We start from the raw sequence: 26,552 nt of genomic DNA, 5'->3' as shown, positions 1-26,552 counted from the left end.
GTTATCTGGCGGAGCTGCTTTTTTGTAGTTCGAGGAAATCGGTCTGAAACGCAAACCCCATTGTGGGAGCGGGCTTGCTCGCGAATGCGTTGGGTCGTTCAACATTGATGTCGACTGATACGCCGCCTTCGGGAGCAAGCCCCCTCCCACAGTGGAACGTGGTTTTACCCGGGGTTATTCGCTGAAGGGGATGCTCTCGACCACCTCCAGGTCATACCCGGTCAATCCCGCGTATTTCAATGGCGGCCCAAGATGCCGCAGCTTGCCCACCCCCAGGTTCTGCAGAATCTGCGCCCCGGTACCCACCTCCGAATAGATCCGCGATTGCGAGCGACTGAACTGCCGTGGCGGCTGGGTCAATTGCGGCACGCGCTCCAGCAGCGCCTGCGACGATTCATGGTTGGCCAACACTACGACCACGCCATGACCTTCAGCCGCGACCCGCTGCAGCGCCGCCCACAGCGTCCAGTTGCTCGGTCCGCTGTACTCGGCGCCGACCAGATCTCGCAGCGGATCAATCACATGCACGCGCACCAGCGTCGGCTCTTCGCGGCGCAGATCGCCCATGACCATCGCCATGTGCACGCCACCCTCGATGCGGTCTTCAAAGGTGATCAGACGGAACATGCCGTGCACCGTCGGCAGCTCACGTTCGCCGATGCGTTCGATGGTGTGCTCGGTGCTGAGGCGATAGTGGATCAGGTCGGCGATGGTGCCGATCTTGATCCCGTGCTTGCGCGCGAACACTTCCAGATCCGGGCGGCGAGCCATGGTGCCGTCGTCGTTCATCACTTCGACGATCACCGAGGCGGGCGTGAACCCGGCCAGACGCGCCAGATCACAACCAGCCTCGGTGTGACCGGCGCGGGTCAGCACGCCACCTTCCTTGGCGCGCAGCGGGAAAATGTGCCCAGGTTGCACCAGGTCTTCTGCGCGAGCGTTCGGCGCCACGGCGGCGGCAACGGTGCAAGCGCGGTCGGCAGCAGAAATGCCCGTAGTGACGCCGACCGCCGCTTCGATGGAAACCGTAAACGCGGTGCTGAACACGCTGCCATTGCTCGGCACCATCTGCTCAAGGCCCAGGCGTTGGCAGTGTTCGTCGGTCAACGTCAGGCAGATCAACCCGCGCGCCTCACGGGCCATGAAGCTGATCGCCTCGGGCGTGCAGCAGTCGGCGGCCAGCAGCAGGTCGCCTTCGTTTTCCCGATCTTCGTCATCGACCAGCAGGACCATTTTGCCGAGACGATAATCTTCGAGGATTTCTTCGATGCTGTTGAAGGCCATGCTGGACTCTCAGGGTTGGTTGCAAATAATATTGGTATACCATAATACAAAATCAACAAAGAGGTCACTATGAAGGCGTACTGGATTGCCCACGTGGATGTCGACGATGCCGAGCACTACAGCCAATACACCCAACGCGCGCCGGCAGCGTTCGCCGAGTTCGGCGCGAAGTTTCTGGCCCGGGGCGGGCGCAGCGAAGCGCTGGAGGGCAGGGCTACTCCTCAGCGTAGCGTGGTGATCGAGTTCGAGAGCTATGAGAAGGCCGTGGCGTGCTACCACTCGGCGGCGTATCAGGAAGCGAAAAGTTATCGCGAGGAATGGGCGCGGGCAGAAATTATCATCGTCGAAGGCATCGCCCCACTTTAAGCAACACCACAAATCCCCTGTGGGAGCGGGCTTGCTCGCGAAGGCGGTCAATCATTCAACATTTCTATCGACTGACACACCGCATTCGCGAGCAAGCCCGCTCCCACAGGGGCGAAGGTGATCCTCAGCGGATGAAGTGAATCTTGCCGCTGTCATCATTGCCCATGTAGATCCCATACACCCCGGCCTGACGCTCCTCGATGTAACGCTCGAGAATCTGCCGGATCGCCGGGTAATAGATCTGCTCCCACGGAATGTCTTCAGGGGCGAAGAACTTGTAGTCCATGGTCTCAGGGCCGAACTGCCCGGTGATCTCCAGCGCGATCGCGCGGAAGATGATGTACACCTCGCTGATCTTCGGCACGCTGAAAATCGAATACGGCGAGACGATTTCCGCACGTACGCCACTTTCTTCCCAGACTTCACGCAGCGCCGCCTGCTCGGTGGTTTCGCCGCTTTCCATGAAGCCGGCCGGCAGCGTCCAGGTGCCCGGACGCGGTGGGATCGCCCGTTGGCACAAGAGGTATTTGCCGTCCTGCTCGATGATGCAGCCGGCGATGATCTTCGGATTGACGTAGTGGATGTAGCCGCAGCCGCGGCACATCAGGCGCTCGTGCGTATCGCCCGGCGGTACCTGCTGACCGAGGTCAGGGCCACCGCATTTCGGGCAAAAGCTCGGGCTGAACATGTCAGTGACCTATGCGCGGTTCTTTCAGCGCGATCGGCAGGGTGATGTTCGGCGTGGCGCCGGTCTCTTCCTGTTTGCGCTTGAGGTAGTCGAGGGCCACGGCCGCAGCGGCGCGCACGTGATCGACACAGGCCTGATGCGCCGCCAGCGGATCGCCGCTCTTGATCGCTTCGACCATTTTCTCCATTTCGTGGTTACTCGCGCCGCGACGGTTTTCCTGGGACACCGAAGTCGCCCGCAGGTAGCTGATACGTGCCTGCAACTGGCGCAGCTGGGTGGCCGCAACATGGTTGCCCGAACCCTCGAGCAGCACGTCGTAGAAGCCCTGTACCGAGTCGATCACCTGTTGCAGTTCGCCGTCCTTGAGCGCCTTGCGGTTCTCGTCGAGGGCTTTTTCCAGGGCCTTGATGTCCTTGGCCTTGGCGCGCAGGGTGAACAGCTGGACGATCAGGCCTTCGAGCACGCAGCGCAGCTCATAGATGTCGACTGCATCGGCGAGGGTGATGATCGCCACCCGTGGGCCTTTGGCATCGGCGAACTCGACCAGACCTTCGGACTCCAGGTGACGCAAGGCTTCGCGCACCGATGTGCGGCTGACACCGAGGCGATCGCACAGATCGCGCTCCACCAGACGATCGCCGGGCATGAGCTGGAAATTCATGATCGCGCTACGCAGTTTGTCCAGCACGATTTCGCGCAGGGTAACGGGGTTGCGATTGACCTTGAAGCTGTCGTCGAGTGGCTGGCGTTTCATGGGGTCCGCTCTTGAATTTGGCTGTCCATGCCAGACGGGCATCTAAACAGCCGAGGGGTTAACTGGAGGCCTCGGCGTCGGCTTCGGCGAAGGCTTCACGGGCGAGCCGGAAACTGTCCACGGCTGCCGGGACGCCGCAATAAATACCGACCTGAAGCAGAATTTCGCGTATTTGCTCACGACTCAGGCCGTTACGCAAGGCGCCGCGCACATGCAGCTTGAGTTCGTGCGGGCGGTTGAGCGCCGAGATCATCGCCAGGTTGATCATGCTGCGCTCCTTGAGCGACAAACCCTCGCGCCCCCAGACATGGCCCCAGCAGTACTCGGTGACCATTTCCTGCAGCGGGCGGGTGAAGTCGTCGGCGTTCTCGATCGAGCGCTGCACATAGGCTTCGCCGAGCACCTGAGTGCGGATCTTCAGGCCTTTTTCGTACTTTTCGTTGCTCATCATTCCTCCCATCACCATAAATCCCTTGTAGGAGTGAGCCTGCTCGCGATAGCGGTGGATCAGTCGACATCAATGTTGAATGTCAGTCCGCTATCGCGAGCAGGCTCACTCCTACAGGGATTGTGTGAATCCATCAGGCCAGGGTTGGCAACGGGCCAAGCTTGCCCTTGTGATAAATCATCGGTGTTACCGGTTGCTCGGGCAGGATCAGGTGCTTCACCGCGCCGACAATGATCGCGTGATCACCACCGTCGTATTCACGCCACAACTCGCACTCGATGATCGCCGTGGCCTTGGCGAGGATCGGGTTACCGAGTTCGCTCAAATGCCACTCGATGTGCCTGGCCTTGTCCTTGCCTTTACCGGCAAAGGCGTAGGCCTCGGCGGTCTGGTCGGCGGACAGCAAATGGATCGCGAATTTCTTGCTGTCGCGCAGCACCGGGTAGGTGTCGGAGGCGTAGTTGGGACAGAACAGCACCAGTGCCGGATCAATCGACAGCGCACTGAAGGCGCTGGCGGTGATGCCGACGATGGCGCCGTCCGGGTCTAGGGTGGTGACCACCGTGACGCCGGATGGGAATGAGCTCATGACGTCTTTGTAAATGCCGGGTTCGATCATGTCGCAGGACTCCTAGCGCATCACAAATGGATCAGGCATCGGAGCCTGAGAGAGATTGATCCACACCGTTTTCAGTTCGGTGTAGGCCAGCACCGAATCGATGCCGCTTTCGCGTCCATAGCCACTGTTCTTGAAGCCGCCGATCGGCGCCATGGCCGACACTGCGCGGTAGGTGTTGACCCAGATGATTCCCGAGCGCACATCCCGCGCCAGACGATGGGCGCGGCCCAGGTCGCGAGTCCAGATGCCGGCGGCGAGGCCGAACTGCGAGTCGTTGGCAATCGCCAGCGCCTCGGCTTCATCTTTGAAGCGAATCACCGATGCCACCGGGCCAAAGACTTCTTCCTGCATGATCTTCATCGAGTTGCGGTCGCACTCGAACAGCGTCGGCTCGTAGAACCAGCCGTCACCGAGATTAGCCGGACGCTTGCCGCCGGTGCGCAAACGCGCGCCTTCAGCGATGGCATCCGCCACCAACCCTTCGACTACTGCCAGTTGCTGCGCGGTGGCCATCGGGCCCATTTCGCTGTGGTCTTCCTGCGGGTTGCCGATGCGAATGCGCTGGGCGCGTTCGACCAGGCGATTGACGAACTCGTCGTAGATTTCGTCCTGCACCAGCAGCCGCGAGCCAGACACGCAGCTTTGACCCGAAGCGGCGTAGATCCCGGCGATGGCGCCGTTGATCGCGCTGTCCAGATCGGCGTCGGCGAAGATGATGTTCGGCGACTTGCCGCCGAGTTCCAGCGACAGCTTGGCGAAGTTCTCGGCGCTGCTGCGCACCACATGCCGGGCCGTGGCCGCGCCGCCGGTGAAGGCGATCTTGCGGATCAGCGGATGGCGGGTGAGGGCTGCGCCGGTGCTCGGGCCGTAACCGGTGACGACGTTGACCACACCCGGCGGGATCCCGGCTTCGAGGGCCAGGCGTGCCAGCTCAAGGATGGTCGCCGAGGCGTGCTCGGACGGTTTGATCACGATGGTGTTGCCGGCGGCGAGGGCCGGCGCCAGTTTGATCGCGGTCAGGTACAGCGGGCTGTTCCACGGAATGATCGCGGCGACCACACCCATCGCTTCGTGCACGGTGTAGGCGAACAGATCGGGCTTATCCAGCGGCAGGGTGCCGCCTTCGAGCTTGTCGGCCAGACCTGCGGTGTAGTGGAAGAACTCCGGCAGATAGCCGACCTGACCCCGGGTTTCGCGGATCAGCTTGCCGTTGTCGCGGCTTTCCAGCTGCGCCAGTTGTTCCTTGTTTTCCGCGATCAGGTCACCGAGACGGCGCAGCAGTTTGCCGCGTGCGGTGGCGGTCAGGCCGCGCCAGGCCGGGCTGTCGAAAGCCGTCTGCGCCGCTTGCACCGCGCGTTCGACGTCGGCTTCATCGGCGTCAGGCAGTTCGGCCCAGGCCTGTGCGCAAGCCGGGTTGAGGCTTTCGAAGGTCTTGCCGGAGAGGGCGTCGACCCATTCTCCGCCGATGCACATCTGGAAGCGTGCGAGTGTCATGCAACGATCCCCTTTATATGGTTTTGTCGGGAGTGTGCGTAGTCGAGAAATTCCAGCAGCGTCTGGTTGACCAGGCGCGGCGACTCTACCGGCATCATATGCCGTTGCTCGGGCAGCACCGCAACCCTCGCCCCGGGGATGCGCCGGGCCAGTTGCTCGGCCATTTCCGGGGTCGAACCGGGGTCGAGTTCGCCAGTGGCGATCAGCGTCGGCGCCTGAATGCTGCCAAGGTCGTCGGCGCGGTACATGTCCTGGGTGGCGAACAATTCGTAGGTGGTCAGATAGCCCTGCGGGTCATTGCCGGCCAGGGTCTGACGAATGGCCGCGATCTGTGCCGGGTTAGCCGCCTGATATTCGCGGCTGAACCAGCGCGACAGCGCCGCTTCGGCGTTGGCATCCGGGCCGTGTTCAGCGGCCTGCGCGGTACGGGCGATAACCCCGGCGCGCTGCTCTTCGCTGCGGTTGAACACGCTGTTCAGGACCACCAGGCTTTGCAGGCGCTCGGGGTAGTGCAGGGCAAACGCCCTCGCGACCAGACCGCCCATGGAGAAACCGATCACCGCTGCCTGAGGCAGATTCAGGTGATCGAGCAGCTCCAGCAACTGATCGGCATAACCGAGCAGGCCGGTGCCGCTGGCCGGGCGCGGGCTGGCGCCGTGGCCGAGCATGTCGTAGGCGATCACCTGGTATTGGGCAGACAGGCCAACGATCTGGCCGCCCCACATTTCTTTGTTCAGGCCCACGCCGTGGATCAAGACCACGGGCTGGCCTTGGCCGGTCGCCAGGTAACTGGTGCCAGCCGGGGTGAGTTCAGCGGTGAGCCGAATCATGGAGCGCTCCTGCAGTGCCTTTTATTGTGATTACTGGGCTTTTTCGGCGGCCAGTTCTTCCAGATCGATGTAGCGGTTGCCGATGCGCGGGTGCAGGCGGCCACCGTCGGCGCAACCGAGTACCACGACGATTTCGTCGGCACGCGGCGCGTCTTCGATCTGCATTTCCAGGGTGATGTAGTGCGAACGCAGGCCTTCGTCATCCTTGTGCATCATCGGGATCTGAATCGAAGTGCCCGGGCCGCCGCGCTTGTTGGTGAAGCTCAGGTAGCTCTTGGCCTTGACCGCTTCGCGGTAGTGGTTGCCGAAGCGCAGGGTGTGGATCACCGCCGAGGCGTGCTCGATCTCGCCGTCGGCACCGACCACTGCCGCTTTGCCGTACGCCTCGATCTTCTCGGCGCCGCCGATGATGCCCACCAGACGCTCGACCATCATTGCGCCGAGGTCGGAGCAGTTGGCGCGAATTTGCGGTTTCAGATCCTCGACGAAGCCGTTGCCGACCCACGGGTTCTTCATCACCACGGCCAGCCCGACCATGGTCACTGGCTTGTCAGTGACCTTGCCGCCTTCGATGAAGGTTTCTTCGACATAGCTGACGATCTTGCGAATTTCGAAACTCATGAGCTGCTCCGTAGGGGGATTGAGAGTGTCTGTGCGTCTGATGGTATACCATAATACCTATCGTGCAAGTCCCCCACGCAAGATTTGCTGCATCCATCCGGCGAATGGCGCCGTACTCACTGCCAGCCCCAATCTCACAAACACCATTACACCCTGTGGGAGGGGGCTTGCTCCCGAAAGCGGTGGATCAGTCGACATCTTTGGTGCCTGACACATCGCCTTCGGGAGCAAGCCCCCTCCCACAATGGAAATCACCGCTGACAGGAGGTCATCCGGTTAACAAAAGATAACGTGGCGCCGATTGTCAGACGTTTCCAAAGCCCGATAGGATGAGCCAGCTTCCCAAGGCGCTCTGGACTGCGGGTTTCACGGCTATGCTTGTGACCCATCAGTCACCACGAGCACCCTTGCGGCGCCCTAAGGCCGAATGGCCTAACAATAATAAATAGGGGAAGGTCTATGAGTCGTTGCCGCCCGCCGGCGTTACGCAACACCGCGTTGCTGGCCACAGCACTCACTTTGCTGGGCTTTGCCACGTTATCGGCACCTGTGATGGCCGCCGAGGCGCCAGCCGACGTGGTCTATGCAACCGAATCCGCCAAAGCCGCGAAAAGCCTGATGCTCGATGTCGTCCACGCTGGCAACCGCCTGGTGTCGGTCGGGGATCGCGGACACATTCTCTATTCCGACGACCAGGGCAAGACCTGGACCCAGGCCAAAGTGCCGTCCCGGCAACTGCTGACGGCGGTGTACTTCGTCGATGACCAGCACGGCTGGGCGGTCGGCCACGACGCACAAATTCTCGCCAGCGCAGACGGCGGTCTGACCTGGACCAAGCAATTCGAAGACCTCAAGCGTGAATCGCCGCTGCTCGACGTCTGGTTCAAGGACGTCAACAGCGGCCTTGCCGTGGGCGCGTACGGCGCGTTGCTGGAAACCACCGATGGCGGCAAAAACTGGGAAGACGTCAGCGACCGCCTCGACAACGAAGACCAGTTCCACCTCAACGCCATCACGGCGGTGAAGGACGCCGGACTGTTCATCGTCGGCGAGTCGGGCAGCATGTTCCGCTCCGCCGACTGGGGCCAGACCTGGGAAAAACTCGAAGGCCCGTACGAAGGCTCGCTGTTCGGCGTGATCGGTACGGCGCAACCGCAGACACTGCTGGCCTACGGCTTGCGCGGCAACCTCTACCGTTCCACCGATTTCGGCAGCACCTGGGAACAGGTTGAACTGAAAGCCGCACGCGGCGCGCTGGAATTCGGCCTGTCCGGCGCCACGCTGCTCGCCGACGGCTCGATCGTGATCGTCGGCAACGGCGGTTCGGTGATCAGCAGCAGCGACAACGGCGAAACCTTCAGCGTCTTCAACCGCCCGGATCGCATTTCGCTGTCCTCGGTGACGGCAGCCGGCGACGGCAATCTGATTCTGACCGGGCAGGGTGGCGTGCACACCACGCAGCCAAACGGCGCCGAAATCAATAATAAGAAGGCGGGGCTATGACTTCCTTGATCACTCCTCAGCAGGACAAGGCGACGTTCCTCGAACGTCTGATTTTCAACAACCGCCCGGCAGTGATCCTGATCTGTCTAGTGGTCAGCGTCTTTCTGTTCTGGCAGGCCACGCTGATCCGGCCGTCCACCAGTTTCGAAAAAATGATCCCGCTCAAGCATCCGTTCATCGAGAAGATGATGGAGCACCGCAACGATCTGGCGAACCTGGGCAACACCGTGCGCATTTCGGTGGAAGCCAAGGACGGCGACATTTTTTCCAGGGAGTACATGGAGACCCTGCGGCAGATCAACGACGAGGTGTTCTACATCTCCGGCGTCGACCGCTCCGGCCTCAAGTCGCTGTGGAGCCCGAGCGTACGCTGGACCGAAGTGACCGAAGAGGGCTTCGCCGGCGGGGAAGTGATCCCGCAGAGCTACAACGGCTCTCAGGACAGTCTCGATCTGCTGCGCAACAACGTGCTCAAGTCAGGGCAGGTCGGACGCCTGGTGGCCAACGACTTCAAGTCGAGCATCGTCGACATTCCGTTGCTGGAGTCCTACCCGGATCCGCAGGATCAGGGGAAGTTGCTGGCACTGGACTACCGCCAGTTCTCCCATGAGCTTGAAGACAAGATCCGCAACAAGTTCGAAGCGCAGAACCCCAACGTCAAGATCCACATCGTCGGTTTCGCCAAGAAGGTCGGTGACCTGATCGACGGGCTGGTGATGGTGGTGATGTTCTTCGGCATCGCTTTCGTCATCACCCTGATCCTGCTGTTGTGGTTCACCAACTGCCTGCGCAGCACCATTGCGGTGTTGAGCACCACGCTGGTGGCGGTGGTCTGGCAACTGGGGCTGATGCACTTCTTCGGCTTCGGGCTGGATCCGTATTCGATGCTGGTGCCGTTCCTGATCTTCGCCATCGGCATTTCCCACGGCGTGCAGAAGATCAACGGTATCGCCCTGCAATCGAGTGAGGCGGACAACGCCCTGACCGCTGCGCGGCGCACCTTCCGGCAACTGTTTCTGCCGGGGATGATCGCGATTCTCGCCGACGCCGTGGGCTTCATCACCCTGCTGATCATCGACATCGGGGTGATCCGCGAACTGGCGATCGGCGCGTCCATCGGCGTGGCGGTGATCGTGTTCACCAACCTGATCCTGTTGCCGGTGGCGATTTCCTATGTCGGCATCAGCAAGCGTGCGATTGCCAAGAGCAAGAAAGACGCGAATCGCGAACACCCGTTCTGGCGCCTGTTGTCGAACTTCGCCAGCCCGAAAGTCGCACGCATCTCGGTGCTGCTGGCGCTGATCGCCTTCGGCGGCGGCCTCTGGTACAGCCAGAACCTGAAAATCGGCGACCTCGATCAGGGTGCGCCGGAGCTGCGTCCGGACTCGCGCTACAACAAGGACAACAACTTCATCATCAGCAATTACTCGACCAGCTCCGATGTGCTGGTGGTGATGGTCAAGACCAAAGCCGAAGGCTGCTCGCGCTTTGAGGCCATGGCGCCGATCGACGAGCTGATGTGGAAGATGCAGAACACCGAGGGCGTGCAGTCGGCGATCTCGCTGGTGACCGTGTCCAAGCAGATGATCAAGGGCATGAACGAGGGCAACCTGAAATGGGAAACCCTGTCGCGCAACCCGGACGTGCTGAACAACTCGATCGCCCGCGCCGACGGCCTGTACAACAACAGCTGTTCGCTGGCCCCGGTGCTGATCTTCCTCAATGACCACAAGGCCGAAACCCTCGACCGCGCGGTGCACGCGGTGCAGGAGTTCGCCACGGCCAACAACAAGGACGGTCTGGAATTCATCCTCGCCGCCGGTAACGCCGGGATCGAGGCGGCCACCAACGAAGTCATCAAACAGGCCGAGCTGACGATCCTGATCCTGGTGTACATCTGCGTCGCGGTGATGTGCATGATCACCTTCCGCTCGTGGGCGGCGACCCTGTGCATCGTCTTGCCGCTGGTGCTGACCTCGGTGCTGGGCAACGCGCTGATGGCGTTCATGGGCATCGGCGTCAAAGTCGCGACCCTGCCGGTGGTGGCGCTGGGCGTGGGGATCGGCGTGGACTACGGGATCTACATCTACAGCCGTCTGGAAAGTTTCCTGCGCGCCGGGTTGCCGTTGCAGGAAGCTTATTACCAGACCCTGAAATCCACCGGTAAAGCGGTGCTGTTCACCGGTCTGTGCCTGGCCATCGGCGTGTGCACCTGGATCTTCTCGGCGATCAAGTTCCAGGCCGACATGGGCCTGATGCTGACCTTCATGCTGCTATGGAACATGTTCGGTGCGCTGTGGCTGTTGCCAGCGCTGGCGAAGTTCCTGATCAAGCCGGAGAAACTGGCGGGGCAGAAGGGCAACTCGCTGTTTGCTCACTGATCCGGATGCCTGAAACGACAAAGCCGCAACCTCAGGGTTGCGGCTTTTTTTATCCTGCGAATTTCACACAATCCCTTGTAGGAGTGAGCCTGCTCGCGATAGCGGTATATCAGGTAGAGAATCACGGAATGACACACCGCTATCGCGAGCAGGCTCACTCCTACAAGGGGAATTGTGGTGTGTCAGGAGAGCTCGGTACCGAGCACAACACTCAGCGCACTGCGCGCATCATCCAGCTGCACCAGCGTCGCATGCCTTGCACCCAGCGCATCACGGTTCTCGATCGCCGTAAGAATCGCCTTGTGCCTCGGCAGCGCCAGTTCATGCAGATTCGGGCGCTGGTTGGAGTGCTTCAACGCCTCGGCGATCGCCACCGAAAGCATGTTGCACAGGTTCGCCAGCAGATCATTGTGGGTCGCGTCAGCGATGCGGCTGTGGAAGTCCAGATCCGGCTGCAGCAATGCTTCCGGGGTCGGTGCGGCTTCCATGCGTTGATAGGCTTCGCCGATGGCCGCGATGTCGGCCTCGGTCGCGTGCTGGGCGGCGAGGGCGGCGGCGGCCGGTTCGATGATGCTGCGCACGCTGGTCAGCACATTGAAGAATTCATTCTGCGGGCTGCTTTGCATCAGCCAGTGCAGCACGTCCGGGTCGAGCATGTGCCACTCGCGGCGCGCCTTGACCACCGTGCCGACACGCGGTTTGGAATACACCAGCCCCTTGGCCACCAGCACTCGCGTGGCTTCGCGCAACACCGGGCGGCTGACCGCGTATTCCTCGCACAACAGCGCTTCGGCGGGCAGTTTGTCGTCGGGCAAAAAGCGTCCGGAGACGATCTGCATGCCCAGTTCCTGGACAATGCGCGAGTGCATGCTTTTGCGATCGGAAGGTTTGCGGTAATCCATGGGGAACGGCGCGATCCTGAGCGATGGAGATGCCGCGCATCATAGCAGGCGTGCGGCGATCTTGAGGCTGATGCATAGCAAATGTAGGAGTGAGCCTGCTCGCGATGGCGGTGTGTCAGTCAGCATGTGTACCAACTGGCGGACCGCTATCGCGAGCAGGCTCACTCCTACAGTAGATCTGCGGTGTCAGTGAGAATGGCGGGGCACTTCCGCACCTCGGCAACCCACCAGAAAGTCAAAGTCACAGCCCTGATCCGCCTGCAGCACATGATCGATGTACAGCTGACGATAGCCACCCACCAACAATTGCTGCGGTGGCTGCAGATCCGCCATGCGCGCTGCCAGTTCGGCATCCGGAATGTCCAGATGCAAACGCCCGCTGGCGCAATCCAGCTCGATCCAGTCGCCTTCCTGCACCACCGCCAACGGCCCGCCGGCCGCCGCTTCCGGGGCGACGTGCAAAACCACCGTGCCGTACGCGGTGCCGCTCATCCGCGCGTCGGAGATGCGCACCATATCGGTCACGCCTTGAGCCAGCAGCTTGGCTGGCAGGCCCATATTGCCGACCTCGGCCATGCCCGGATAACCCTTCGGCCCGCAGTTCTTCATCACCAGGATCGAATCTTTATCGACATCCAGTTCCGGATCATTGATCCGCGCCTTGTACATGTCGAAGTTTTCAAACACCACCGCACGGCCACGATGCTGCATCAGCTCAGGCGTAGCGGCGGACGGCTTGAGCACCGCACCGAGCGGCGCCAGGTTGCCGCGCAGCACGCAGATACCGCCGTCAGCGCGGATCGGATTGTCAAGGGTACGGATCACTTCGTCCTCGCCATAAATCGGCGCGTCCTTGGTGTTCTCGCCTAGCGATTTACCATTAACGGTCAGCGCGTTCGGATTGGGGATCAGATTGGCCTCGCCGAGACGGCGCAGCACCGCCGGCAAACCACCGGCGTAGTAAAACTCTTCCATCAGAAAGCGCCCGGACGGTTGCAGGTCGACGATGGTCGGCATGCCGCGCCCGATACGGGTCCAGTCGTCCAGATCCAGCTCGACACCGATGCGCCCGGCGATGGCTTTCAGGTGAATCACCGCGTTGGTCGAACCGCCAATAGCCGCGTTGACCCGAATAGCGTTTTCAAAGGCTTCCTTGGTCAGGATCTTCGACAGGCGCAAGTCTTCGCGAACCATCTCCACCGCGCGCATGCCGGACATGTGCGCCAACACGTAACGTCGCGCATCCACCGCCGGAATCGCCGCGTTGTGCGGCAACGACGTGCCCAGTGCTTCGGCCATGCAAGCCATGGTCGACGCGGTGCCCATGGTGTTGCAGGTACCCGCCGAGCGCGACATGCCGCCCTCGGCTGCAAGGAAATCGTCGATGGTGATGGTGCCGGCCTTGACCTGCTCGCTGAGCTGCCAGACCACCGTGCCCGAGCCGATGTCCTTGCCCTTGTGCTTGCCGTTGAGCATCGGCCCGCCGGTGACGACGATCGCCGGCACGTCGCAACTGGCCGCGCCCATCAGCAGCGCCGGGGTGGTCTTGTCGCAGCCAGTCAGCAGCACCACGCCGTCAATCGGATTGCCGCGAATCGCCTCTTCAACGTCCATGCTCGCCAGGTTGCGGGTGAGCATGGCGGTGGGGCGCAGGTTCGACTCGCCGTTGGAGAACACCGGGAATTCCACCGGAAAGCCACCGGCCTCGATCACTCCGCGTTTGACGTGCTCCGCGATCTGGCGGAAATGCGCGTTGCACGGGGTCAGTTCCGACCAGGTGTTGCAGATGCCGATGATCGGCTTGCCATGAAACTGGTGGTCGGCGATGCCCTGATTCTTCATCCAGCTGCGGTACATGAAGCCGTTCTTGTCGGCAGTGCCAAACCATTGGGCCGAGCGCAGGGTGGGTTTCTTCTCAGACATGATCGATTCTCTTATTGTAAGACTATTGTTTGCGAGTCACGGCTAAACATAAGCGCAAAATCGACGGTTTGGAAGTGTTGTTGGGTAATTAGTATTACTATATAGTCGTTTTCGACGGAGGGATTGGCCCTGGCGGTGTTCCGCGAGAGGCGTCCCCCGAGGTTCTATAAAAACAACAATCGGAGACCGACCCCATGAGCCAGGAACTGCGGCTGATCCGCCGCATCACGCTGAAACTGATTCCCTTCCTGATCCTGCTGTACCTGATCGCCTATGTGGATCGCTCCGCCGTCGGCTTCGCCAAGCTGCACATGGGCGCCGACATCGGCATCGGTGATGCGGCCTATGGCCTCGGTGCCGGGCTGTTTTTCATTGGCTACTTTCTTCTCGAAATCCCCAGCAACCTGATGCTCGAACGCTTCGGCGCGCGGCGCTGGTTCGCGCGCATCATGATCACCTGGGGCGCGATCACCATCGGCATGGCGTTCGTCCAGGGCCCGCACAGTTTCTACGTCATGCGCTTTCTGCTCGGCGCGGCGGAAGCGGGGTTCTTCCCCGGCGTTCTGTACTACATCACCCAATGGTTCCCGGTGCGCCATCGCGGCAAAATCCTCGGCCTGTTCATCCTCTCCCAGCCGATCGCGATGATGATCACCGGCCCGGTGTCCGGCGGCTTGCTCGGCATGGACGGCATTCTCGGTCTGCACGGCTGGCAGTGGCTGTTCATCGTCATCGGCACGCCGGCGATCCTCCTCACCTGGCCGGTACTGCGCTGGCTGCCGGACGGCCCGCAGCAAGTGCAATGGATGGATCAGGCCGAGAAAGACTGGCTGACCGGCGAGCTGAAAAAGGATTTGCAGGAATACGGCCAGACCCGTCACGGCAATCCGCTGCATGCACTCAAGGACAAACGCGTGTTGCTGCTGGCGCTGTTCTATCTGCCGGTGACCCTGAGCATTTATGGCCTCGGCCTGTGGCTGCCGACATTGATCAAACAGTTCGGCGGCAGCGATCTGGTGACCGGTTTCGTCTCGTCGGTACCGTACATCTTCGGCATCGTCGGCCTGCTGATCGTGCCGCGCAGCTCCGACCGCATGAACGATCGCTACGGCCACCTGGCGGTGCTCTATGTATTGGGTGCGCTTGGCTTGTTCTTCAGCGCGTGGCTGACCCTGCCGGTGGCGCAACTGGCGGCGCTGTGCCTGGTGGCGTTTGCGCTGTTTTCCTGCACGGCGGTGTTCTGGACCTTGCCGGGACGGTTCTTCGCTGGGGCGAGCGCGGCGGCGGGGATCGCCTTGGTCAACTCGGTGGGCAACCTCGGCGGCTACATCGGGCCGTTCGTGATCGGCGCGTTGAAGGAATACACCGGGAACCTGGCTTCGGGGCTGTATTTCCTCAGTGGGGTGATGGTGTTTGGTTTGATTCTTACAGCAATCGTTTACCGGGTGCTTGAGCGTAAACATGTGCTGCCGGTCGAGCAGTTCGCCGCCAGTGCACGCGGTGCCACCCGCACCTGAATTTGCAGGACAACACAGCATCCCATGTGGGAGCGGGCTTGCTCGCGAATGCGGTGGGTCAGCCACCATTATCGTTGAATGACACACCGCTTTCGCGAGCAAGCCCGCTCCCACAATGGATCGGCGCCGAATTCAAGACTGGTTTACAGGAGAGGACATATGCATCTGGTTCAATTCGAATTGATTAACGGCGAGCGCCGCGTCGGCGTGGTCGACAACGGGCTGATCCGCGAAGTGCAGGACGCCCGCAGCGTACGCGATCTCGCGCTGGCCGCGATTGAGGCCGGCAGCACCCTGGAGCAGCAAGTACAAACCCATGGCCTGGGCATCAGTCATGACTATGCGCAATTGCTCAAAGACTTGCGCATCTTGCCGCCGCTGGACCATCCCGATCCCGCGCACTTGCTGGTCAGCGGCACCGGCCTCACGCACCTGGGCAGCGCCTCGGCGCGGGACAAGATGCACCAGCAGGCCGGCGACGAAGCGCAAATGACCGACACCATGCGCATCTTCAAATGGGGCGTGGAGGGCGGTAAACCGGCGGCGGGGCAGGCGGGCGTGCAGCCGGAGTGGTTCTACAAGGGCGACGGCAGCATCGTCGTGCGTCCGGGCGAAGCCTTCCCGTTGCCGCCGTTCGCCGAAGACGCCGGCGAGGAACCGGAAATGGCCGGGCTCTACGTCATTGGTCACGACGGCAAACCGTATCGCCTCGGTTTCGCGGTGGGCAACGAGTTCTCCGACCACGTCATGGAGCGCAAGAACTACCTGTACCTCGCCCACTCGAAACTGCGCAGTTGCAGTTACGGTCCGGAACTTCGCACCGGTGAATTGCCTCAACATCTGGCCGGCAGCAGTCGCATCCTGCGTGACGGCGAAGTGCTGTGGCAAAACGAATTCCTCAGCGGCGAGGCCAACATGTGCCACAGCCTCGCCAACCTTGAATACCACCACTTCAAATATCGCCAGTTCCTGCGTCCGGGCGACGTGCACATTCACTTCTTCGGCACCGCGACCCTGTCGTTCGCCGATGGCATTCGCACCCAACCGGGCGACCAGTTTGAAATCAGCCAGGCCGAATTCGGCGCCCCGCTGGTCAACGGTATCGCCCCGGCAGCAGCGGCTTTTCAACCGGACAGCATCGGTACCCTTTAAGGAGCTCCCATGACTCAGATTCTCGGCCACAACTACATCGGCGGACAGCGCAGCGCAGCAGGCAACGTCAAACTGCAAAGCGTCGACGCGACCACCGGCGAACAGCTGCCGTACGCTTTCATTCAAGCGACTGAAGCCGAAGTCGATGCCGCCGCCAAAGCCGCCGCAGCAGCTTACCCAGCCTATCGCAGCCTCAGCGCCGAGCGCCGCGCACAGTTTCTCGACGCGATTGCCGATGAACTGGATGCGTTGGGTGATGCTTTCGTCGCGCTGGTCTGCCGTGAAACTGCGCTGCCTGCGGGGCGGATTCAGGGCGAGCGCGGGCGCACCAGCGGGCAGATGCGCCTGTTCGCCAAAGTCCTGCGGCGCGGTGATTTCTACGGCGCGCGGATCGACCTGCCGTTGCCGGATCGGCAGCCGTTGCCACGCCCTGATCTGCGCCAGTACCGCATCGGCCTCGGCCCGGTGGCAGTGTTCGGTGCGAGCAACTTTCCGTTGGCGTTTTCCACTGCGGGCGGCGATACCGCTGCCGCGCTGGCCGCCGGTTGCCCGGTGGTGTTCAAGGCACACTCGGGTCATATGGCTACCGCTGAACTTGTCGCCGATGCACTGATTCGCGCCGCCGAAAAAACCGCGATGCCGGCCGGTGTGTTCAACATGATCTACGGCGGTGGCGTCGGCGAGTGGCTGGTCAAGCATCCGGCGATTCAGGCGGTCGGCTTCACCGGTTCGCTCAAGGGCGGTCGGGCACTGTGCGACATGGCAGCGGCGCGGCCGCAACCGATCCCGGTGTTTGCCGAGATGTCGAGCATCAACCCGGTGATCGTTCTGCCTCAAGCCTTGGCTGAGCGCTCGGAAACCATTGCCCGCGACCTGACCGCTTCGGTGGTGCAGGGCTGCGGCCAGTTCTGCACCAATCCGGGACTGGTCATCGGTATCCGTTCGCCGCAGTTCAGCGCCTTCGTCCAGCAAGTCGCCGGGCTGATTGGCGACCAACCGGCGCAAACCATGCTCAACGCCGGCACCCTCGGCAGTTACGGCAAAGGTCTGCAAAAGTTGCTGGCGCATTCCGGCATCGAGCATCTGGCGGATAATCCGCAGCAGGGCAATCAGGCGCAGCCACAACTGTTCAAGGCCGATGTCAGCCTGTTGATCAACGGTGATGAAGTGCTGCAGGAAGAAGTGTTCGGCCCGATCACGGTGATCGTCGAAGTAGCGGACAAGGCCGAGTTGAACGCGGCGTTGCAGGGCCTGCACGGGCAACTGACAGCGACGATGATCGGCGAACAGGCCGACTTCGAAGGCTTCCCGGAACTGACGCCGCTGCTCGAACAGAAAGTCGGGCGGATCCTGCTCAATGGTTATCCGACCGGGGTCGAGGTGTGCGATTCGATGGTGCATGGCGGACCGTATCCGGCGACGTCGGATGCGCGCGGAACCTCGGTGGGGACGCTGGCGATCGACCGGTTCCTGCGCCCGGTGTGCTTCCAGAACTACCCCGACAGCTTGCTGCCGGAACCGCTGAAGAATGGCAATCCGTTGCGCATTCAGCGCCTGGTCGACGGCAAGCCGTCACGCGACGCCCTCTAACCCACACCGCAAATCCCCTGTAGGAGTGAGCCTGCTCGCGATAGCGGTTTCACATTCGACATCTTGGTTGGATGACACACCGCCATCGCGAGCAGGCTCACTCCTACAAGGGCCGGGCACGACAATGAGCTATCATTGGCCCTTTCCCCCCTAGAAAGACTGTTTGCCATGACTGCCCAAACCCTTCTCAACGCCCTCGAACACTGCGGCATGGTCGAGATCGACGGCCTGCACGCCTTCGAATTCGCCCTCGACGATGACGACAACCTGCACATCGAATGCATGGATGGCAAAAAATCCCTGCATTGGGAGTTCACCCCGGCGCAGGTTACGGCGGCGACGTTTGATGAAGACCTGCAGAGCTGGCTCATCATTGGCTACGCCAGCGATACCAAAACCACCGGCGAGCACCGTCTGGTCTGCCTCGGTGATGTAGTCAGCAGCAGCGACGACGAGGAAGACAATCAATGAACATGCGTAAATTCTGGCCGCTGCTGATGGCCGGCAGCGTCGGTGCCATGGGCCTGTCCAGTGCCAGTGCCGAGACCTATCAATTGCTGGTCGGCTCCTACACCGCGGGCACCAGCCAAGGCATCTATCGAATGAGTTTCGATAGTGCTACCGGCCAGATTGCCGCCAAGCCGCTGCAAGTGGTGGAGAGCGAAAACCCGTCGTGGCTGACCCTGTCCAAAGACCAGAAGCAGCTGTTCGTGGTCAACGAAAACGGCCCCGGCCAGAAAGATCCGGTCGGCCGCGTCAGCAGCTACTCGATCGATCAGAAGACCCACGCCCTGACCCTGATCAATCAAGTGCAGAGCCTGGGCAACGAGCCGACCCATTCGAGCCTCAGCGGCGATGCCAGCCATCTGTTCGTCAGCAACTATTCGGTGGTCGAAAATCCGGGTGGCACCCTCGCGGTGTTGCCGGTCGGCGCCGATGGCAAACTCAAACCGGTGGTGCAGATGAGCGCGCACCCGGCGAGCCGGGTCAATCCCGAGCGTCAGGCCTCGAACCACGTGCACTCGACGGTGTCCTCGCCGGATGGCCGCTACGTGTTCTCCAATGACCTCGGAGCGGACAAGGTCTTCATTTACAAATTCGACCCGAAAGCCAATCCAGACCTGCCGTTGACCCCGGCAAAAACCGCTTCGGTGAGCCTGCCGGCCGGCAGTGGCCCGCGTCATTTGCTGTTCAGTGCTGACGGCAAGCATGCCTGGCTGACCATGGAAATGAGCGCACAGGTCGCGGTGTTCGACTACCACAACGGCGTGCTGACGCAGACGCAAATGGTCGATCTGGCCGCCGGTCAGCCGACCTCGGACAAAGCCGCCGCCGCGCTGCATGCGTCGGCCGATGGCAAGTTCCTCTACGTCAGCAACCGTGGCACCGCCAATCAGTTGCTGGTGTTCGGCATCGATCCGGCGACCGGCCAGCTCAAGGAACTGCAAAAACGTTCGGTGGAAGGAGATCACCCGCGTGAGTTCAGCCTCGATCCGAGTGGCAAATTCCTGCTGATCGCCAACCAGAAGAGCAACGAAATTGTTGTCGTCGAGCGCGATGCCAAGACCGGTCTGCTCGGCAAAACCGTGCAAAAACTGCCGATGGACGCCCCCAGCGATCTGAAGTTTCTAGTGCGACAATAAGCCACAGGCCCCGGTATTCGGGGCCTGTCTCGTTGTATTAATCGCGCTGATATCCGGTAATGCTACAAAGCATTTCAAGCGATCAACCCTCGAGCGTTAAGTTTGCTTCACGGCCCAATCGGGCAAAGCAAGCCAACCGAACACGAGGGTTACCGCCATGAACTTCAATCTTTTCTCTGTCATCGCCGCTTCCGCCATCTCTGCCACCGTTGCATTGCCAGCCAGTGCCAACGCCGAAATCGCCGGCAAAAAATCCCACACCCAGAGCTACACCCAGAAATACCTGCAACAGAGCGCCAACTTCTACGCCGCACTGGATCACAAAGCCCAACACTGAAATGCCCGCTTCGAACAACTCCCTGTAGGAGCTGCCGAAGGCTGCGATCTTTTGATCTTCAACGTCAAAAGATCGCAGCCTTCGGCAGCTCCTACACGTTTATGCGTTGGGCGGCTTGATAGACCCCTTCAAGCACGTAAATAGAAAGGCTAAATAATCAACCAAGCTGATGTTTACTATGGCAAACCCTGAGTGGTTACCGCGGCTTTTTTGATTGATCCTGACGGCACTGAAACATGCCCACGGAGCACATCATGGCCAGTTCAATCATCACCTCAGCCAAGCGCGGCGCCTACCTGGCCATCGGTCTTTACCTGGCCCTGGTGCTGTTTGTCAGCATCGCCGCGCAAACCCAACACAGCTTCGACGCACCGATCGAAGTCGCACACCCCGGCATCCAGTTCGAACACCGCGCAGACGTGCTGGTTGATCGCGCTGAACTCGCAGGAGTGGGCGGCGCATGAAAGGCTACAGACTCTGGGTCATTGCCAGCCTGGCACTGATGACCAATGGCGCGGCATTACTCGGCTTCGGTCAGGGTTCGGTGGGTGCGCTGGCGCGGGCCATAGAGGCCAACCACAGCATTGCGCACAACATCGAACGGGCCAGTTCACTGGGGTTGATGGCCGGCAATCCGCCGATCAAGGCTGAGGTCGACTTTCTCGGACCGTTTGAAGTGGATTGCATGGCACTCGGCATGTGCAACGCTCTTGCTTAGACTGATCGAACCATTGTGGCGAGGGGATTCATCCCCGATGGGGCGCGAAGCGGCCCCAAACCCGGCAAACCGGATTATTCTCATACACCGAGGTGTCTGATTTCAGGGCAGCTTCGCCGCCCATCGGGGATGAATCCCCTCGCCACAGGTTTTCGGCAAGCAGGAAGAGGGTGGTTATTTCTTCATGATCGAGGTGAAGAGGTCGGAGTCGAGCAAGCGCTGCAACCACGCTTGCAACCGCACATAAGGCGTCTGCGCAAACCACTCGCGATCCACATGCGCAAACTGCCGAACGAACGGCAGCAACGCCACGTCCGCCAGACTCAAGTGATCGCTCAGCAAGTAATCCCGACCTTCAAGCAACTCATCCAGCCTCTGCAGAAACAACGCCCCCTCAGCCCGATAAACTTCCATCGGCTGCTCGGGATAACGCTCGGCGTATTTATAGCGGTTCAAATGCACCTTGAACCCCTGATCGTTAGCCTCGATCAACTCGGCAATCCGTGAATCACCGCCGAGCAGCCAGTCATCCGGATCATGCTGTGCCAACGCCCAGCGCATGATCTCCAGGCTCTCATCAATCACCTGCCCATTGGCATCCAGCACCGGCACCGTGCCCTTGGGCGAGATCGCCAGCATCGCGGCCGGTTTGGCCTTGAGGCTGACTTCGACGATCTCCACCGGCACCTCGGAATATCGCAGGGCCATCCGCGCGCGCATTGCGTACGGGCAGCGGCGGAATGAATACAGCGTGTTCATTTCACCTCCAGCGTACTCAAGCCGTTGCCCTGGCGTTGCACCTGAATCTGCACCGGAATCCGTTCGTGCATTTCCTGCACGTGGGAAATCACTGCGACCTTGCGCCCCTGCGCCTGCAAACCGTCGAGGGCGTCCATCGCCAGTTGCAGCGATTCCGGGTCGAGGCTGCCGAAGCCTTCGTCGATAAACAACGATTCGATTTTCAGCGTGCTCGAGGCCATCGATGCCAGCCCCAGTGCAAGGGCCAGCGACACCAGGAAAGTCTCGCCGCCGGACAGCGAATGCACCGAGCGCAATTCGTCGCCCATCTCGGTATCCATCACCAGCAGGCCGAGCATGCTGCCACCGCGTTTCAAACGATAGCGTTTGACCAGTTGGCGCAACTGCACGTTGGCGTGATGCACCAGCAGGTCGAGGTTGTAGGCCTGGGCGATCTTGCGGAACGTGTCGCCGGTGGCCGAGCCGATCAACGCATTCAGGCGCGCCCAGCGCTGGTATTCGGCATAGGCGACGGCGATCTGCTGCGCCAGCGCTTGGTTGGCGTTTTGCCGGCGCTGATCTTCAGCTTGCTCGGCGCGCAGTTCGGCGCACTGTTGCTCGCTGAGGTTGAACTGGTTCTGCAGCTCGGCGAGGGCGCTGGCGAGTTGCTCGGCATCGAGATTGCCGTTGTGCTGCGCCTGATGATCGGCCAAGCGCTGATCCCGTTCCTGCAGCAGCACCTTGGCCTGTTCGATGGCTTTTTCGTTGTGCTGCAAGCGTTGGCGCAGTTCGCTGAGCTGCGTGTCATCGACGCGCAGCAGGTCTTCGAGACCGCCGTCATCCAGTTCAGGATGGCGTGCGCGCCAGTCGGCAATCTTCTGCGTCAGTTCGCTGTCTTCGCTTTGCAGCGCCTGTAAGCGTTCCTGCTGAGCCTTGAGTTCGGCACTGATCTGCACCAACTGCGTACGTACGCTCTGCAGTTCCGCAGCGGTGCTGGTTTCGGCGTTGCGCGCCTGATCCACAGCCTGTTCCAGTTGCTGCTGCCAGTGCTCGGCGCTGCTGTGGTCGCCCAACAGTTGCGCCAGTTTCGCCTGACTGGCCTGCTGCTGCTCGGCCAGTGCGCTGAATTGCTGCTCGGCGCTTTGCAGCTGCTGGACGCGGCTGAGCTGGCGATCCTGTTCCTTGTCCAGCGTCTGCTGGCGTTGTTGCTGTTCGGCCAACTCTTCCTTCTGCTGATCAACCTGCGCCAGACGTTCGGCAATCTGCCGATCCAGCTGCATGAAGGTTGCCGCCGGCTCGATGCGCAAGGCCTCGAGGGTGTCGGCCGGCAACAAGCTGGCGAACGCGGTCAGTTCCTCGTCGAGACGCTGACGGTCGCTGCTCAGTTCGCGTTGTTGGTTGCTCAAGTGTTGCGCCGCTTGCTGATGCGCGGTTTCGGCATTACGCAGTTGCTGGGTCAGGCGCGCCGCGTCCTGTTGCAGGGTGAGCAGGGCGCTCTGGCGTTGTTCGTCCTGAGTGATGCTCTGATTCAGTTGATCGTTCTGCCGGGTCAGCCAGGCGTCACGCTTGTCGGCGTCCTGGTTCAGCAACTGAGGCGCCAGCGGATGCGCCTGCAGACTCGGCGCCAGTGCCTGGAGCTGGGCGGTCAATTGCTCCTGCTGTTGCAACAGCTCTTTCTGCCGGGCGATCACGCCCCCGACGTCGGCGCGCAGCTCGGTGAGTTTTTCCTTGAGCTGATCCACCGCTTGCTGCGCGTTGGCCTGCTCGGATTCATCGTGCCGGCCGAGGCTTTGCAGCAGCGCTTCCGGCTGATGATACGGATGCTCGTTGCTGCCACAGACCGGGCACGGCTGATCGTCCTGCAACTGCGCGCGCAGTTCTTCGACACTGGCGCTGCGGGCCAGACGCTGGCGCTCGAGCAGTTCTCGGGTGACGTTAAGGGTTTGTTCGGCGACGGTCAGCTCGGCCTTGGTTTTCACTCCGTCCTGGGTCAGGCGCTCGCGTTCCTGCTGTGCATCGAGCAGGCGCTGTTGCAGCTCGGCGCCGCGTTTTTCCAGCTCCTGCTGACTGGCCCAGAGCCGTGTCAGGTCTTCGATGGCGCGCAGCTGTTTGCGGTTGTCTTGCAACAGAGTGCCGAGGATGCCGATCTGCTCGGCGACGGCATCCGGCTCGGCGCCGGCCTCTTTGAACAGCACTTCCAGTTGCTGTTTCTGCGTAGCCAACGCGTCGGCGCTGTGCGCGGCGTTCTGTTCGAGGGTCGCCAGTTCGGCCTGGCCCTGGTTCAGGCGATTGCCGATCAGCATCAGCTGTTGCAGGCGATCGCGATAGGCATTCCATGCGTCGCTGAGCGGCGCCAGATCCGCACTCTGCTCCAGCTCGGCGGCGATTTTCTGCAGGCGTTCAGCGACTTCGGCCTGTTTCGCCTGCAAGGCCTGAATCGCGCTCTGGCCTTCGGTGCAGGCTTGCTCGGCGGACTGGCGGGCCTCGGCGCTGAGTGCGGTGTCCTTGGCGAGACGGGCGAGGGTGCTTTGCTCCTCGAATGCCTGACGCAGCAGCGGGGCGCTTTCGCTGTGCTGTTGCTGCGCTTCGGTCAGGGCGATTTTTGCGGCATCGAGTGCCTGCTCCAGTTGCGTCTGACGCTCATTGAGTTTGCCGTGTTGCTCGGTGTGCGCGGCAATTTGTGCGGCCAGCGGCGTCAGCTGCGCATCGAGTTCAGTCTTGCGCGCGAATTGGTGCCGTTGCGGGGCGAGTTGTTCCAGGCGCGTCAGCCTCAGGCGCTCGCCGGCCAGGCTTTCCCACTGTTGCTGCGCACTGGACAGTTGTTCGGCAGCCGCTTGCTGCGCGTCCTGCAACTGGCGCAAATCCTTGAGCCAGCTGTGCTGTTGTTCCAGTTGCTTGAGCTGCGCTTGCTGCAACTTCAGCTGTTGCTGGGCAGCGTTGAAACGCTCATCCAGTTCGGCGCGGGCTTCGGGGGCCAGTGGAGTGACGCCAGTGGCCTGATCCTGCAGCAGCTTGTGCGCTTCGCGGGCCTCTTTGGTCTTGTCGAACGCGCGGCGGCCGAGGCGGGTGTAGAGCGCGGTGTCGGTGAGTTTTTCCAGCAGTTCGCTGCGGTCGTTGTCGTCGGCCTTGAGGAACGCGCTGAACTCACTCTGGGCCAGCAGCACGGCGCGGGTGAACTGTTCGAAGTTCAGGCCCAGCGCGGCTTCGAGTTGGGTCTTGTATTCGCCTTTCTGGCTGGCGAGCAGTTGATCCTGATCGATGTCGCGCAGGCTCTGCCGGCTGGCCTGCAACTTGCCGCCGGCCTTCTCGCGGGCACGGTTGGCTTCCCAGCGTGCACGGTAACGGCGGCCATCGACGCCGACGAAATCCACCTCCGCGTAACATTCACCGGTACCACGACGCAGCAAGGTGCGCGGGTCGCCAGTGGCGATTTCGCCGTCCGCATCCGGAACCTTGGCGTCACGGCCAGTGTTGTTCAGCCGCGGCACGGCGCCGAACAGCGCCAGGCACAGGGCATCGAGCAAGGTACTTTTACCGGCGCCGGTCGGCCCGGTGATCGCGAACAGGCCAGCACTGGCCAGTGGTTCGGCGGTGAAGTCGATTTCGAACGGCCCGGCCAGCGAGGCGAGGTTCTTCAAGCGAATGGCGAGAATCTTCATGGCTGCTCGCCCTCCAGTTGTACGTCCTGCAGCAGTTCGGCGAAGTCCTTCAGCGTCTGCTCATCGACCTCGTTGCCATAGTTGTCGAGCCAGGCGCGACTGAACAGTTCCTGCGGGGTGAGTTGATCCAGTTCGACCAGCGCGCTGCCGTCGTCGCTACCCTCGGAGCCACGGTTGCCGGCGTACTCGGCGGCGATCCGCACCAGACGCACGGCTTTGCCTTGCAGGGCGTTTTCCACCTGATGGCGCAGATCCGGCTGCGGCTCATCGAGGGTTACGCGCACTTCCAGCCATGGCTGGCGCTGGGTTTCGGCGAGCAGATCGATGTTCGGCAGATCGGCCAGTTGCAGCAGGATCTCCGCCAGCGGCGCCGGGCCGATGCGTTGCAGGTTGACCGAGCGCGGGATCAGTTTCGGCTCGACGCTGACCAGGGTTTCGCCATTGAGGGTGATGTCGAGAATCTGGTGCTGATAACCGATTTCCGAAAACGACAGCGGAATCGGCGAGCCGCTGTAGCGAATGCGTTCTTCACCGTTGACCTTCTGCGGCTTGTGCAAATGGCCGAGGGCGACGTAGCTGATGCTCGGCCCGAACAGGCTGGCGGGCAGCGCTTCGGCGTTACCGATGATCAGGCTGCGCTCGGAGTCTTCCGAGACCGAACCGCCAGCCATGTGCGCGTGACTGATGGCGACCAGCGCCTGACCCGGCTGGCGCTTGGCATTCGCCGCTTCGATCAGCCATTCATGCACCTGACCGATACCGCGCAGATAGTTGTCGCCCAGATGCGCACCGGTCACTTCGGCTGGACGCAGGAACGGCAGCGTCAGGCACCACGCGGCGATCTCGCCTTGGGCATTCGGCAGCGGCAGCAACAGCCGTTCGGCGTCGAGCTGGCCGTCATCCAGCCACAACACCCGCCCCAGCGCATGGGTGCGCAAGCGGCGCATCAACGGCGCGGGCAGTTCGATGCGCGAGCCGGAATCGTGGTTGCCGGCAATCATCACGATGGTCAGCAACGGCTGCTGCTCGTGGGCGCTGACGATGAAGTCATAGAGGCGTTCCTGAGCTTTGACCGGCGGATTGACCGTGTCAAAGATGTCACCGGCAATCAGCAGCACATCCGGCTGCGCCAGTTGCAGTTGGCGCAGCAGCCATTCGAGAAAGCACGCATGCTCGAAATCGCGCTCCTGGCCGTGCAGGTTTTGCCCAAGGTGCCAGTCGGAGGTGTGAAACAGACGCAAGGTGGACTCCGCTACATAAACAGGTGATGGCCGCGTGTATGAGAAGGCGGCAAAAAGAGGGAGAGTTTACAGATTATTGCGTCAGGAGGGCTGGTCGTGGCTCAGGACGACGTTGGGATTGACGCGCAATTTGGCCATGATCGT

At 61.5% G+C, this 26,552-nt stretch carries 24 protein-coding genes; 11 read left to right on the top strand and 13 right to left on the bottom strand.

What is annotated here, in order from left to right; genetic code table 11:
- Window positions 1-174: 174 nt before the first annotated feature.
- Window positions 175-1,284 carry a bifunctional 3,4-dihydroxy-2-butanone-4-phosphate synthase/GTP cyclohydrolase II gene (ribBA, locus tag CKW11_RS03410; protein WP_095136396.1) on the bottom strand — a complete coding sequence of 370 codons (1,110 nt, stop codon included), beginning with the start codon at window positions 1,282-1,284 and terminating at the stop codon, window positions 175-177.
- Window positions 1,285-1,353: 69 nt separating this feature from the next.
- Here ribBA and CKW11_RS03405 point away from each other — a divergent pair, with 69 nt between their 5' ends.
- Entirely contained in the window at window positions 1,354-1,650 is a 297-nt protein-coding gene (locus tag CKW11_RS03405; protein ID WP_095136395.1) for a DUF1330 domain-containing protein, read from the top strand.
- Window positions 1,651-1,774: 124 nt separating this feature from the next.
- Here CKW11_RS03405 and CKW11_RS03395 read toward each other — a convergent pair whose 3' ends face one another.
- From CKW11_RS03395 to CKW11_RS03365, 7 genes are all read right to left on the bottom strand, one after another.
- The gene (locus CKW11_RS03395) at window positions 1,775-2,338 is read right to left on the bottom strand and encodes an NUDIX hydrolase (RefSeq protein ID WP_095136393.1); all 564 of its coding nucleotides are present in this window, start codon (window positions 2,336-2,338) and stop codon (window positions 1,775-1,777) included.
- Between the two features lies 1 nt (window position 2,339).
- A complete protein-coding gene (locus tag CKW11_RS03390) occupies window positions 2,340-3,092 on the bottom strand; it encodes a GntR family transcriptional regulator (protein WP_007968636.1) in 753 nt (250 codons plus the stop codon).
- Between the two features lie 58 nt (window positions 3,093-3,150).
- A complete protein-coding gene (locus CKW11_RS03385) occupies window positions 3,151-3,540 on the bottom strand; it encodes a carboxymuconolactone decarboxylase family protein (RefSeq protein ID WP_007968634.1) in 390 nt (129 codons plus the stop codon).
- 133 nt (window positions 3,541-3,673) lie between these two features.
- Window positions 3,674-4,159, bottom strand: a complete 486-nt coding sequence (locus CKW11_RS03380) for a flavin reductase family protein (protein WP_095136392.1) — start codon at window positions 4,157-4,159, stop codon at window positions 3,674-3,676.
- Window positions 4,160-4,171: 12 nt separating this feature from the next.
- Window positions 4,172-5,653 (bottom strand): aldehyde dehydrogenase, encoded by a 1,482-nt coding sequence (locus CKW11_RS03375; RefSeq protein ID WP_095136391.1) that lies wholly within the window; start codon window positions 5,651-5,653, stop codon window positions 4,172-4,174.
- Window positions 5,650-6,483 (bottom strand): alpha/beta fold hydrolase, encoded by an 834-nt coding sequence (locus CKW11_RS03370; RefSeq protein ID WP_095136390.1) that lies wholly within the window; start codon window positions 6,481-6,483, stop codon window positions 5,650-5,652. The genes CKW11_RS03375 and CKW11_RS03370 overlap by 4 nt, the downstream gene beginning before the upstream one ends.
- A gap of 30 nt (window positions 6,484-6,513) precedes the next feature.
- On the bottom strand, window positions 6,514-7,104 hold the full coding sequence (locus CKW11_RS03365) for an amino acid synthesis family protein (RefSeq protein WP_095136389.1): 591 nt from the start codon (window positions 7,102-7,104) through the stop codon (window positions 6,514-6,516).
- A gap of 459 nt (window positions 7,105-7,563) precedes the next feature.
- Here CKW11_RS03365 and CKW11_RS03360 point away from each other — a divergent pair, with 459 nt between their 5' ends.
- Together CKW11_RS03360 and CKW11_RS03355 are read left to right on the top strand one after the other, a co-directional pair.
- The gene (locus tag CKW11_RS03360; protein WP_095136388.1) at window positions 7,564-8,607 is read left to right on the top strand and encodes a YCF48-related protein; all 1,044 of its coding nucleotides are present in this window, start codon (window positions 7,564-7,566) and stop codon (window positions 8,605-8,607) included.
- On the top strand, window positions 8,604-10,988 hold the full coding sequence (locus CKW11_RS03355; protein ID WP_095136387.1) for an RND family transporter: 2,385 nt from the start codon (window positions 8,604-8,606) through the stop codon (window positions 10,986-10,988). Before CKW11_RS03360 ends, CKW11_RS03355 begins: the two co-directional genes overlap by 4 nt.
- Window positions 10,989-11,170: 182 nt before the next feature.
- On the opposite strand, the gene CKW11_RS03350 is transcribed toward CKW11_RS03355, so the two are convergent.
- Both CKW11_RS03350 and CKW11_RS03345 read right to left on the bottom strand, forming a co-directional pair.
- On the bottom strand, window positions 11,171-11,890 hold the full coding sequence (locus tag CKW11_RS03350; RefSeq protein ID WP_007917986.1) for a FadR/GntR family transcriptional regulator: 720 nt from the start codon (window positions 11,888-11,890) through the stop codon (window positions 11,171-11,173).
- Between the two features lie 186 nt (window positions 11,891-12,076).
- Window positions 12,077-13,813 carry an IlvD/Edd family dehydratase gene (locus CKW11_RS03345; protein ID WP_027613081.1) on the bottom strand — a complete coding sequence of 579 codons (1,737 nt, stop codon included), beginning with the start codon at window positions 13,811-13,813 and terminating at the stop codon, window positions 12,077-12,079.
- A gap of 194 nt (window positions 13,814-14,007) precedes the next feature.
- On the opposite strand from CKW11_RS03345, the gene CKW11_RS03340 reads away from it, so the two are divergent.
- The 8 genes from CKW11_RS03340 (at window position 14,008) to CKW11_RS03300 (ending at window position 20,770) form a co-directional block, all read left to right on the top strand.
- The gene (locus CKW11_RS03340; RefSeq protein WP_095136386.1) at window positions 14,008-15,330 is read left to right on the top strand and encodes an MFS transporter; all 1,323 of its coding nucleotides are present in this window, start codon (window positions 14,008-14,010) and stop codon (window positions 15,328-15,330) included.
- Between the two features lie 159 nt (window positions 15,331-15,489).
- Window positions 15,490-16,482 (top strand): AraD1 family protein, encoded by a 993-nt coding sequence (gene araD1 / locus CKW11_RS03335; protein ID WP_095136385.1) that lies wholly within the window; start codon window positions 15,490-15,492, stop codon window positions 16,480-16,482.
- 9 nt (window positions 16,483-16,491) lie between these two features.
- Window positions 16,492-18,072 (top strand): aldehyde dehydrogenase (NADP(+)), encoded by a 1,581-nt coding sequence (locus tag CKW11_RS03330; RefSeq protein ID WP_095136384.1) that lies wholly within the window; start codon window positions 16,492-16,494, stop codon window positions 18,070-18,072.
- 168 nt (window positions 18,073-18,240) lie between these two features.
- On the top strand, window positions 18,241-18,543 hold the full coding sequence (locus CKW11_RS03320; RefSeq protein ID WP_095136382.1) for a DUF5629 family protein: 303 nt from the start codon (window positions 18,241-18,243) through the stop codon (window positions 18,541-18,543).
- Window positions 18,540-19,715, top strand: coding sequence for a lactonase family protein (locus tag CKW11_RS03315; RefSeq protein ID WP_095136381.1), 1,176 nt, complete (start codon window positions 18,540-18,542; stop codon window positions 19,713-19,715). The genes CKW11_RS03320 and CKW11_RS03315 overlap by 4 nt, the downstream gene beginning before the upstream one ends.
- 157 nt (window positions 19,716-19,872) lie before the next feature.
- On the top strand, window positions 19,873-20,052 hold the full coding sequence (locus CKW11_RS03310) for a hypothetical protein (RefSeq protein WP_095136380.1): 180 nt from the start codon (window positions 19,873-19,875) through the stop codon (window positions 20,050-20,052).
- A gap of 254 nt (window positions 20,053-20,306) precedes the next feature.
- Window positions 20,307-20,516 carry a hypothetical protein gene (locus CKW11_RS03305; protein WP_095136379.1) on the top strand — a complete coding sequence of 70 codons (210 nt, stop codon included), beginning with the start codon at window positions 20,307-20,309 and terminating at the stop codon, window positions 20,514-20,516.
- Window positions 20,513-20,770, top strand: a complete 258-nt coding sequence (locus CKW11_RS03300; protein WP_095136378.1) for a hypothetical protein — start codon at window positions 20,513-20,515, stop codon at window positions 20,768-20,770. Before CKW11_RS03305 ends, CKW11_RS03300 begins: the two co-directional genes overlap by 4 nt.
- A gap of 174 nt (window positions 20,771-20,944) precedes the next feature.
- Here the strand turns inward: CKW11_RS03300 and CKW11_RS03295 are convergent, their stop codons facing one another.
- From CKW11_RS03295 to CKW11_RS03285, 3 genes are read right to left on the bottom strand one after another with little or no spacing between them, the layout of a single operon-like run.
- Complete coding sequence (locus CKW11_RS03295) at window positions 20,945-21,529, bottom strand: glutathione S-transferase (protein ID WP_095136377.1); 585 nt, start codon at window positions 21,527-21,529, stop codon at window positions 20,945-20,947.
- On the bottom strand, window positions 21,526-25,167 hold the full coding sequence (locus tag CKW11_RS03290; RefSeq protein ID WP_095136376.1) for an AAA family ATPase: 3,642 nt from the start codon (window positions 25,165-25,167) through the stop codon (window positions 21,526-21,528). The genes CKW11_RS03295 and CKW11_RS03290 overlap by 4 nt, the downstream gene beginning before the upstream one ends.
- Window positions 25,164-26,408 (bottom strand): exonuclease SbcCD subunit D C-terminal domain-containing protein, encoded by a 1,245-nt coding sequence (locus tag CKW11_RS03285; protein WP_095136375.1) that lies wholly within the window; start codon window positions 26,406-26,408, stop codon window positions 25,164-25,166. The genes CKW11_RS03290 and CKW11_RS03285 overlap by 4 nt, the downstream gene beginning before the upstream one ends.
- Between the last annotated feature and the right edge of the window lie 144 nt (window positions 26,409-26,552).

The organism is Pseudomonas sp. Irchel s3a10, from assembly GCF_900187525.1.
GTDB lineage: Bacteria > Pseudomonadota > Gammaproteobacteria > Pseudomonadales > Pseudomonadaceae > Aquipseudomonas > Aquipseudomonas koreensis_G.
This window is presented reverse-complemented; position numbering and strand designations above follow the sequence as displayed.